Raw genomic sequence first — 7,908 nt, 5'->3', positions numbered from 1 at the left:
GGGTGCGGCCTGTGGGGGGCTCGCGCTTCTTGTTGGGCTCTTTTGGGGCGTGGCCCCCCCCGCGCCCGCGGCTGGGGGTTAAACCACGTCTGTCGTTCCCGGCCTCCGGGCGTTCTCGGTGGCGCCTGGGCCGCGCGACCTCCGCGGTACGCGGCCCAGGGCCGTCAGGGGGTCGCCGCGAGGGCGGGGGAGGGGATGGCGAGAGCGGCCGCGTGGGCATCCATCCGCTCGGCGGCGAGGATCGCGGCGGCCGTGTCCGCGCGGGACGCGGCCACGACGAGCGCCCGCCCGGCGAGGGCATGGGCTCGTCGGTGCAGCGCCTCGCCGCGGGCGCCGCCGGCCTCGCCCGACTGCCCCGTGGCAGTCGAACGGACCGGGCGCAGCCCGCGCCGCAGTCGCGCGACCTGCTCGCTTATACGGTCGGCGGCGCGGTCGAGGTCGGGTTTCGCGTCCGCGCCGGCGGCGGTGCCGGTGCCGGCATCGGCGGAGAGGGCACGCAATTCGTCGGTCACTGCCAGCAGCGCGGCCAGGTGCCCGGCGAGCTGGATGTCCAGCTCCTCCCCGCGGGAGCGGTGCGGGTACTCCGGCTCGGCCATGCTGTGGACCGATTTGGTGCGGATCGGCTCGTACATGTTGGCCTCCACCAGGTCTAGGAGCCCATCCTAACTTAGATCGTGTCTAAAGTTCACGCCTGGCGAGAAGAAAACCCCGATGCCCAGGGGCATCGGGGTTCGAGGGGGCGGCCGAAAGGCGTCCCTAAGGCTGGCCGTAGCCGTCCAGGAAGCGCCCGATCCGGGTCACCGCGTCCGCCAGATCCTCCTTGTGCGGCAGCGTGACCAGCCGGAAGTGGTCCGGCTCCGGCCAGTTGAAGCCGGTACCGTGAACGATCATGATCTTCTCCGCGCGGAGCAGATCCAGCACCATCTGCCGGTCGTCCTTGATCTTGTAGACCTTTGGATCCAGCCGCGGGAAGGCGTACAGCGCGCCCCTCGGCTTCACACAGGTCACGCCCGGAATCTGCGTCAGCAGGTCGTACGCCGTGTCGCGCTGTTCCAGCAGCCGCCCGCCCGGCAGTACCAGATCGTTGATCGACTGCCGTCCGCCGAGGGCCACCGCCACCGCGTGCTGCGCCGGGACATTCGCGCACAGCCGCATATTGGCGAGGATCGTCAGCCCCTCGATGTAGCTGGAGGCGTGCCCCTTGGGGCCGCAGACCGCGAGCCAGCCGCTGCGGTAGCCCGCCACGCGGTACGCCTTCGACAGACCGTTGAAGGTCAGCGTCAGCAGGTCCGGCGCGATGGCGGCGGTCGGTGTGTGTGTGGCGTCGTCGTAGAGGATCTTGTCGTAGATCTCGTCGGAGCAGACGATCAGACTGTGCCGGCGGGCGATGTCGGTGATGCCGCGCAGCAGCTCGTCGCCGTACACCGCACCCGTCGGGTTGTTCGGGTTGATGACGACGATCGCCTTGGTGCGGTCGGTGACCCTGCGCTCGATGTCCGCCAGGTCCGGCATCCAGTCGGCCTGCTCGTCGCAGCGGTAGTGCACGGCGGTACCGCCCGCGAGGGACACGGCCGCCGACCACAGCGGGTAGTCCGGCGCCGGGACCAGCACCTCGTCGCCGTCGTCGAGCAGTGCCTGCATCGACATCTGGATGAGCTCCGAGGCGCCGTTGCCGAGATAGATGTCCTCGACGTCCAGCTCGATGCCCTTGGTCTGGTAGTGCTGCATCACCGCGCGACGGGCGGCCAGCAGGCCCTTCGCGTCGCCGTAGCCGTGCGCGCCGCCCAGCGAGCGCAGCATGTCCTCGAGGATCTCCGGCGGGCACTCGAATCCGAAGGGAGCCGGGTTGCCGGTGTTCAGCTTGAGAATGCGGTGACCCGCCGCCTCGAGCCGCATGGCCTCCTCGAGTACCGGGCCACGGATCTCGTAGCAGACATTGGCGAGCTTCGTTGACTGGATCACCTGCATATCCGCCACCTTACGGGCGTGTAACTCCGGCAGCGCGGTGTTTTCGGCCACGTGGGCGAAATCGTTGTGCGCTGAGGCGGCTCGGGACGTCCCGGTTCAGGCCGTGGTTCGCCGCCGCACCGAGCGTCCCGCGAGGACGTCCGTCCGCAGCCCGTCTTCGATGACAAAGCGACCGTCGATCAGGACGTGCGGAATGCCGGTCGGGAGGGTGCGCGGGGCTTCGAAAGTGGAGCCGGCGCTGACCGTCTCCGGGTCGAAGAGGACGAGGTCGGCGCGGTGGCCCTGCCGTACGAGGCCGCGGTCGGACAGCCGTAGCCGGGCCGCGGGACGCGAGGTGAGATGCGCCACGCACTCCTCCAGCGAGAGGACGCCCAGCTCGCGGACGTACTTCCCCAGGTACTCCGGGAAGGTGCCGTACGCGCGCGGGTGCGGTTTGGCCCCGCGCAGGATGCCGTCGCTGCCGCCGGTGTGCACCGGGTGCTTCATGATCGCCCGGACGTTCTCCTCGTGCCCGACGTGCTGGAGGATCGTCGTGCCCAGCCGGTCGTTCACCAGGAGCCGGCGGGCGGTCGCGAACGGCTCCTCGCCGCGCTCGGCGGCGGCCCGCGCGATCGTCTTCCCCACACAGCCCGCCAGCCCCGGGTCGGAGACCCCCGACACCTCGATGGTCTCCCACTCGACGGGCACTCCGTGGCAGCCGTCCGCGCCCTCGACCTCCATGGCGTGCCGGATGCGCTCGGCGCTCTCCTCGTCCCGCAGCCGGGCGAGGATCGCGTCGGGGCCGCCCTCGCCCGCCCAGCTCGGCAGCAGCGCGGCGAGCGTCGTGCAGCCGGGCAGATAGGGATAGGTGTCCAGGGAGATGTCGGCGCCGTCCGCCAGTGCCCGGTCCAGCAGCGCCAGCAGTTCCGGCGCGCGCCCCCGGTTCACGCCGAAGTTCATGGTGGCGTGGGCGAGGTGGAGCGCGCAGCCGGCGTCCTGGGTGAGGGTGACCATCTCCTGGTACGCGTCGAGGGCCCCCGCGCCGTACGAGCGGTGGTGCGGGCAGTAGTAGCCGTCGTACGCGGCCACGACCCGGCACAGTTCGGTGAGCTCGGCGTCGGAGGCGTACATGCCGGGGGTGTAGGTGAGCCCGGAGGACAGCCCGACGGCTCCCTGCTGAAGTCCCTCGGCGACCAGGCGCCGCATCCGGTCCAGCTCGTCCGGGGAGGCCGGGCGGTCCTCCCAGCCGACGGCGAGCATCCGGACGGTGCCCTGCGGGACGAGGTACGCGGCGTTGACCGCTATGCCCCGGCCGTCGAACCCGTGGTCGAGGCGGTCCAGATATTCGCCGACGGTCCGCCAGCCGAAGTCGATGTCGGTGGTTCCGGGCGCACCGCCGTTCCATCCGGTGATCTGGCGGCGGACCTCGGCGAGGGTGCGGTCGTCGACGGGGGCGTAGGACAGGCCGTCCTGGCCGATGACCTCCAGGGTGACGCCCTGGGCTGCCTTGGCCTCGTGCGAGGGGTCGCGGAGGAGGGCGAGGTCGCTGTGGGCGTGCATGTCGACGAAGCCGGGGGAGAGGGCGAGGCCGGCGGCGTCCAGGACGCGCCGTGCTGCCGGGCGGGGGCCGTCGCCCTCGCGCACGATGGCGGCGATCCGCCCGCCGTCGACCGCGACGTCCGCCCGGTACGAGGCACCGCCGGTGCCGTCGATGACGCGTGCGTCCCGGATGACGAGATCCATTGCGGCGACTGCCTTTCCGGCCGGAGCCTTTTCTCGTGTCCGCGGCTTCTCGTGTCCGCGGCGCGTCAGAAGAAGGTGCGGATGTAGTCCGTGACCGTGCCGTCCTGTGCGACCAGCGGGATGAGCTGCCACTTGTCGAAGGTGGTGCACGGGTGGGACAGGCCGAGCCCCACCCAGTCGCCGACCTCGAGATCCACGCTGTCGGCGACGCTCAACCACCCGTGCTGGTCGGACAGTCCTGTCACGGTGAGCCCGGCGGCGGGCCGCACCGCGCCGTCGCGCGCGGACCGTACGAGCTGAGCCTGGGGGAGATCCAGGTCGTACGGGGCGTCCCGCTTGCCCGCGTTGACGAACGCCTGGCCCGGCTCGGGCCGGGAGACGACCTGTGCCCACAGCCGGAAGCCGGGCTCCAGCACGCCTTCCTGCGGGACCCGGTTGAAGGGCGTGACACGGCGGTAGTGGCCGTCGTCGTGCGAGATGTACGCGCCCGAGCGCAGCAGTTTCAGTACGGGGCGGGAGAGTTCCGGGAGCTCCGCGAAGGTTTCCGAGACCGCGTCGAACCAGGCACTGCCACCTGCGCTCAGCACGATCTCGCCGGTCTCCGCGAAGCGGCCCGCCGCGTCGAACCCGGCGGTGAGGGAGACGAGCCGGCGCAGCCAGTCCGTCACTTTCCCGGTGTCCGCCTGCGGTACCTCGCCCTCGTAGCCCGCGACGCCGGCCAGCCGCAGCGTACGGACGCCCGCGACGGCGTCGGCGACCGCCGCGCAGTCGGCGTCCGTACGGGCGCCGGTACGCGCCCCGTCGCCGGCGCCCAGCTCGACCACGACGTCGACCGGGCGGGAGGCCCCGGCCGCGGCCAGCGCCTCGTCCATCAACTCCACGCCCCGCACCGAGTCCACGTAACAGATGAAGCGGAAGTCCGGGTCGGCGTCCAGCTGTCCGGCGAGCCAGCGCAGCGCGGCGGCGTCGACCAGTTCATTGGCGAGGAAGATCCGCTGGATTCCGAACGCCCGGTAGACGCGGACGTGGGCCGGCACGGCGGCGGTGATCCCCCAGGCGCCGTGGGCGAGCTGCCGCTCGAACAGCTGCGGTGACATGGAGGTCTTGCCGTGCGGGGCGAAGGCGAGCCCGTGGGCGGCGGAGTAACGCTCCATCAGGGCTAGGTTGTGCGCGACGGCCTCCGCCGAGAGGGCCATGACGGGGGTGGTGAAGCCGCCGGTGAACAGGTTGCGTTGCTCGGCGGCCAGTGCGCCCACGGTCAGCCCTTCGGCGTCCGGGGGGAGCGCCTTGAAGCGGTGGTCGACCCGCTCGTCCGCCAGGCGTGCGACGGCGTTGTCGGCGGCCATGGAGTCTCCTCGAAGTCACTGTTGCGCTCTCTGCAACACTCATTGCGTATAACGCTTGCGGCTGTCTAACATCCACGCAACCGCCGGGTCAATGGTGGGCACCGCCCCCGGCCCCGTCCCGAGCCGGGAGCGAGAGCCGAGGAGAGCGAAGGACCGTGACCGCACTTTCCGATGTCGACGTCGTCTGCCTGGGCGAGTCCATGGTCACCTTTGTGCCCTCGCGCCCCGGCCGCCTCGCCGACGTGCCCGCTTTCGAACGCGGGATCGGCGGAGCGGAGTCGAATGTCGCGTGCTGCCTCGCCCGCGCGGGACACACCTCGCGCTGGCTCAGCAGGGTCGGTACGGACGGCTTCGGTGATCACCTTCTGGACGCGGTCGCCGCGGCGGGGGTCGATACGTCCGCGGTCCAGCGCGACCCGGCGCGTCCTACGGGCATTTACTTCCGTACGGCCGGTGAGCGGGCGACGGACTCCGCGGGCGCTCGCGCCGTACGCGCAGCCGGGTCCGGGGCGACGGGTCCGGTGGACGCGGTGGGGCTCGGTCCGGCGGAGGCGGCGGGGCTCGGTCCGGACGCGGTGGGGCTGGGTCCGGCGGAGGCGGCGGGGCTCGGTCCGGCGGACGCGGCAGGGCTCCCGGAGCCGCCGGCCGAAGTCGTCTACTACCGGGCGGGGTCGGCTGCGTCGGTCATGTCCCCCGCCCTCATGCCGCGTGCGGAGGCCTGGTCCGGCCGCATCCTCCACTTGAGCGGCATCACCGCCGCCCTGTCCGAGGACTGCCTCGCCCTGATGCGCGAGCTCACGACCCGCAGGCCCGGCCGGCCCCTGGTCTCCTTCGATGTGAACTACCGCGCGGCGCTGTGGGAGAGCCCGTCCCTCGGCGATCCCGCGGATGGGGCTGACGGGTCCGCCGCTCCCGTCCCGGCGGCCGGCGGCCGTCCTGTGGACCGGTCCAGTGACAGCGCGGGCCGCGCCCGCCGGGCGGTGAGGCCCGGGTCCACCGTGCTCGCCGAACTCGCCCGCGGCAGCGACATCGTCTTCGTCGGCGAGGACGAGGCCGCGGCGGCCTGGGGCCTGCACGGCCCGGACGCCATCCGGGCCGCTCTCCCGGAGCCGGATGTGCTGGTCGTCAAGCAGGGCGCGGAGGGTGCGACCGTCTACGCACGGACGCCGGATCCGGCTGAGGGCGGGAGCGCCGGGCAGGCTGCTGCCGGGCGGAGCGGCGCGGGCGCGAACGGGGCCGTCACCGGGACCCGGTCAGCCGCCGGTGCTGTACTCACCGCCGGGCCCGCGCCCGCCGCCGGGCCCGGAGCGGCGGTCGGGACCGGGCCGGCAGTCGGGACCGGGCCGGCAGCCGCGGCCGGTCGGGGCGACACCGTGACCTTCGAGCCGGCGCTCGCCGTCGACGTCGTCGCCGCCGTCGGCGCGGGCGACGGTTTCGCCGCCGGCTTCCTCTCGGGCACCCTGCGCGGTCTGCCCACCGCGGAGCGACTGCGGCACGGCCACCTCATGGCCGCCGCATCCCTCACCGTCCCCGGCGACCTCGGCAGCCCGCCCTCCCGGGGCCACGCCGATCGCCTCGCCACCCTCGACCCCGCCGGGTGGGAGACACTGCGTCTCGGCCCCGGCTGGACGACCGACGGGGCCGAGGCCGCACGGGTGGAGGTACGTACGCCATGAGCCAGACCGTCGATCGCGCGCTGAGCATCCTGCCGCTGCTGGCGGAGGGGCCGGCGAATCTCGAGCAGGTGGCGCAGCGGCTCGGCGTCCACAAGTCGACCGCGCTGCGCCTGCTGCGCACCCTGCACGAGCACGGCATCGTCTACCGCCAGCAGGACCAGCGGTACCGGCTGGGCGCCCGGCTCTTCGCCCTCGCCCAGGAAGCCGTCGAGAACCTCGACGTCCGCGAGATCGCCCACCCCCACCTTGTCGAACTCAACGAGAAGTGCGGGCACACCGTCCACCTCGCGGTGCACGAGGAGAACGAGGTCCTCTACATCGACAAGGTCGAGAGCCGCTACCCGGTCCGGATGTACTCCCGTATCGGCAAGCCCGTCGCCATCACCGTCGCCGCCGTGGCCAAGCTGCTCCTCGCCGACCTCGCGGAACCGGAGCGGCGGGCTGTGGCCGAGAAGCTCGACTACCCCATGTACACGGCCCGTTCGACGCCGAACGCGTCCGCCTTCCTCGCCGAGCTGGCCAAGGTCCGGGAACAGGGCTGGGCCACGGATCTCGGCGGCCACGAGGAGTCCATCAACTGCATCGGCGCCCCCATCCGGGGTACGGACGGACGCGTCGTCGCAGCCTGTTCGGTCTCCGCGCCGAACGTTGTCATCTCCGCCGACGAACTCCTCAGACTGCTCCCGCTGGTGCGCCGTACCGCCGACGCCATCAGCCGCGAGTACTCAGGCAGCGCCAACACCCCTGCACAAGCGGGCCCGAAGAAGGAAGCAGCCACATGAGCGACAAGCTCCGGAAGACCGCGATCACCCCGGCCACCCACACCGCCCCGCCGGCCAAGTTCTCGCACGGTGTGCGGAAGGGCAACATCCTCCAGGTCGCCGGCCAGGTCGGATTTCTCCCTGCCGTGGAGGGCCAGGCCCCTACCCCGGCGGGCCCGAGCCTGCGTGAGCAGACCCTCCAGACCCTCGTCAATGTCGCCGCGGTACTCGAAGAGGGCGGCGCGAGCTGGGAGGACGTGGTCATGATGCGCGTCTACCTCACCGACACCGCCCACTACGCGGAGCTGAACGCCATCTACAACGACTACTTCGCCGAGCTGAAGGAAGCCCCGTCGGCCCGGACCACCGTGTACGTCGGCCTGCCCGCCGGCCTCCTCGTCGAGATCGACGCGCTCGCCGTGCTCGGCTGAGTTG

7 protein-coding genes are annotated in these 7,908 nt (G+C 72.1%); 3 read left to right on the top strand and 4 right to left on the bottom strand.

Going from position 1 to position 7,908, the window contains the following annotated elements:
* Positions 1 to 164 precede the first annotated feature (164 nt).
* The 4 genes from ABZW18_RS24860 to ABZW18_RS24845 form a co-directional block, all read right to left on the bottom strand.
* Complete coding sequence (locus ABZW18_RS24860; protein ID WP_356191149.1) at positions 165 to 632, bottom strand: hypothetical protein; 468 nt, start codon at positions 630 to 632, stop codon at positions 165 to 167.
* Between the two features lie 124 nt (positions 633 to 756).
* Positions 757 to 1,968 (bottom strand): pyridoxal phosphate-dependent aminotransferase, encoded by a 1,212-nt coding sequence (locus ABZW18_RS24855; protein WP_356191147.1) that lies wholly within the window; start codon positions 1,966 to 1,968, stop codon positions 757 to 759.
* A 96-nt stretch (positions 1,969 to 2,064) separates the two neighbouring features.
* Positions 2,065 to 3,690: a D-aminoacylase gene (locus tag ABZW18_RS24850; protein WP_356191145.1), complete on the bottom strand. Its 1,626-nt coding sequence runs from the start codon at positions 3,688 to 3,690 to the stop codon at positions 2,065 to 2,067.
* Between the two features lie 65 nt (positions 3,691 to 3,755).
* Entirely contained in the window at positions 3,756 to 5,036 is a 1,281-nt protein-coding gene (locus ABZW18_RS24845) for an alanine racemase (protein ID WP_356191143.1), read from the bottom strand.
* A 155-nt stretch (positions 5,037 to 5,191) separates the two neighbouring features.
* Between ABZW18_RS24845 and ABZW18_RS24840 the strand changes: the two genes are divergently transcribed.
* From ABZW18_RS24840 to ABZW18_RS24830, 3 genes are read left to right on the top strand one after another with little or no spacing between them, the layout of a single operon-like run.
* Positions 5,192 to 6,712 (top strand): sugar kinase, encoded by a 1,521-nt coding sequence (locus ABZW18_RS24840; RefSeq protein WP_356191141.1) that lies wholly within the window; start codon positions 5,192 to 5,194, stop codon positions 6,710 to 6,712.
* Positions 6,709 to 7,494: an IclR family transcriptional regulator gene (locus ABZW18_RS24835; RefSeq protein WP_356191139.1), complete on the top strand. Its 786-nt coding sequence runs from the start codon at positions 6,709 to 6,711 to the stop codon at positions 7,492 to 7,494. The genes ABZW18_RS24840 and ABZW18_RS24835 overlap by 4 nt, the downstream gene beginning before the upstream one ends.
* Entirely contained in the window at positions 7,491 to 7,904 is a 414-nt protein-coding gene (locus ABZW18_RS24830) for a RidA family protein (RefSeq protein WP_356191136.1), read from the top strand. The genes ABZW18_RS24835 and ABZW18_RS24830 overlap by 4 nt, the downstream gene beginning before the upstream one ends.
* Positions 7,905 to 7,908: the final 4 nt, after the last annotated feature.

The organism is Streptomyces sp. NPDC004647 (assembly GCF_040609575.1).
Classification (GTDB): Bacteria; Actinomycetota; Actinomycetes; order Streptomycetales; family Streptomycetaceae; genus Streptomyces.
Note: the sequence above shows the minus strand (reverse complement) of the source record. Positions and strands in the feature narration are given on the sequence as shown.

Coding starts and splice junctions, on each gene's coding strand:
- ABZW18_RS24830 (WP_356191136.1), top strand. CDS start 7,491: ATGAGCGACAAGCTCCGGAAGACCGCGATCACCCCGGCCACCCACACC.
- ABZW18_RS24855 (WP_356191147.1), bottom strand. CDS start 1,968: ATGCAGGTGATCCAGTCAACGAAGCTCGCCAATGTCTGCTACGAGATC.
- ABZW18_RS24850 (WP_356191145.1), bottom strand. CDS start 3,690: ATGGATCTCGTCATCCGGGACGCACGCGTCATCGACGGCACCGGCGGT.
- ABZW18_RS24835 (WP_356191139.1), top strand. CDS start 6,709: ATGAGCCAGACCGTCGATCGCGCGCTGAGCATCCTGCCGCTGCTGGCG.
- ABZW18_RS24860 (WP_356191149.1), bottom strand. CDS start 632: ATGTACGAGCCGATCCGCACCAAATCGGTCCACAGCATGGCCGAGCCG.
- ABZW18_RS24845 (WP_356191143.1), bottom strand. CDS start 5,036: ATGGCCGCCGACAACGCCGTCGCACGCCTGGCGGACGAGCGGGTCGAC.